This window comes from Gemmatimonadaceae bacterium, from assembly GCA_035633115.1.
Lineage (GTDB): Bacteria > Gemmatimonadota > Gemmatimonadetes > Gemmatimonadales > Gemmatimonadaceae > UBA4720.
On record DASQFN010000012.1, the window covers coordinates 1 to 1,704 of the forward strand.

Here is a 1,704-nt window from a genome sequence, read left to right on the forward strand (position 1 = left end):
CGAGGAAAGGCACGGCCAACAAAGCGCCGGCGATACCCCACAACCAACCCCAGAAAATCACTGTGAGAAATACCGATATGGTATTCATTTCGAGAGTTCGGCCCAAGATGAGTGGCGTGACGATCTGCCCCTCCAGCGTGATCCAGAAAAAATAGATGCCGGGAGCAAGTAGCGCGTAATACCAGCGTGCGTGGCGGGTGACTCATTTTGAGGATTCCAATCGGCTTCTAACTCTGAATCAATAGCGCGAACCGGGCGGGGGAGGTTCGCGATGGCAGCAGCGATCGGATTGAGAGACGACTTTGACGGTCCTGCTCTGCGGAGGCTCGCCAAGAGGAGCCGGGACGCGAGCCAGAGCCGGAGGCTGCTCGCGCTCGCGGAGATTTACGATGGCGGCCGTCGGTCCGACGCTGCCCGGATTGGCGACGTCGGCCTGCAGATCATTCGCGACTGGGTTCTGCGGCTCAATGCGGGCGGGCCGGAGGGACTGATCGACAGCAAGCATCCCGGCCCAAGGCCGAAGCTCGGCGACGACCAGCGTGCGGCATTGGCAAAAGTGGTCGAGACCGGACCGATCCCCGCGATCCACGGCGTGGTACGCTGGCGGCGTTGCGACCTGGCGCAGTGGATCTGGGATGAGTTTGGCGTGTCCTTGGATGCGACGACCGTCGGGCGGGAGCTGAAGGCACTGGGGTTCGCCAAGCTTTCCGCCCGCCCGCGCCATCATGCCCAGAACGAGTTCGCGGCGGAGGCCTTTAAAAAAACCTCCCCGCCGAACTGGCGAGAATCCAAAGTGGGCTCGAAGAGGGCATAGAGATCGAGCTTTGGTGGCAAGACGAGGCACGGATCGGCCAGAAGAACAAGATCACCCGCCGATGGGCGCGGCGGGGAACCCGGCCCCGGGCGCCGCATGACCAGCGCACCAAGTGGGCATATATCTTCGGCGCCATCTGTCCCGCCAAAGGTAAGGGTGCCGGGCTGGTCATGCCCTGGTGCGATACCCTGGCAATGCAGTCGCACCTAGCCGAGGTCAGCATCATGGTCGATCCAGGCGCCCATGCCGTCATCATGCTCGACCAGGCCGGCTGGCACATGTCCACCAAGCTCGAGATCCCGGCCAACATCACCCTCTTGCCACTGCCGCCTCGATCGCCCGAGTTGAACCCGGTCGAGAACATCTGGCAGTTCATGCGCGACAACTGGCTCTCGAACCGGGTCTTCACATCCTACGAAAACATCGTCGCCCATTGTTGCGAAGCATGGAACGAACTCACCGACCAGCCTTGGCGGATAACATCAATCGGACGGCGAGAATGGGCGCATGAGTTCTGAACAGCGCACGTTGGTATTACAACCCTGATTTTGCGGCCAAGGAAAGCAGCTTCTTCACCATCGAACGGGTCGCCGAGATGATCGACGAGGATCTCGACCTCCTGCATGAAGCCAGCGTCTGGATGGACCCCGAAGACGGTTGCGTCACGATCTGGGGAAAAGATGACGAGGGAACCACCGGATTCTCCGAATTCGGCATCGAAACCCTCGTGAACTTCCTGGCCGACATGAGAAGCCAGCCGGGGGGCATCGAAGCGTATCTTCGCGATGCCCAATGGTCAGACGATGAAATCAACCGTGTCAAGAACCTAAAACCGCGGTCCTGAACGGCCGGTTACCCACTAGCTGCCCACGGCGGCGTTCAGCTTCGAC

At 60.8% G+C, this 1,704-nt stretch carries 2 protein-coding genes; both read left to right on the forward strand.

Features of this window, described 5'->3' with window-relative positions:
- The first annotated feature begins 271 nt into the window (after positions 1 to 271).
- Positions 272 to 1,332 (forward strand): IS630 family transposase gene (locus VES88_01685; GenBank protein ID HYN80186.1). Its coding sequence is split into 2 segments (ribosomal slippage): positions 272 to 776 and positions 776 to 1,332, totalling 1,062 coding nucleotides; the frame shifts between segments, so codons are not numbered across the junction.
- Between the two features lie 77 nt (positions 1,333 to 1,409).
- Complete coding sequence (locus VES88_01690) at positions 1,410 to 1,658, forward strand: hypothetical protein (GenBank protein ID HYN80187.1); 249 nt, start codon at positions 1,410 to 1,412, stop codon at positions 1,656 to 1,658.
- Positions 1,659 to 1,704 lie beyond the last annotated feature (46 nt).

Excerpts from the sequence above, each read along its gene's own strand:
- VES88_01690 (HYN80187.1), top strand. The coding sequence starts at position 1,410 with ATGATCGACGAGGATCTCGACCTCCTGCATGAAGCCAGCGTCTGGATG.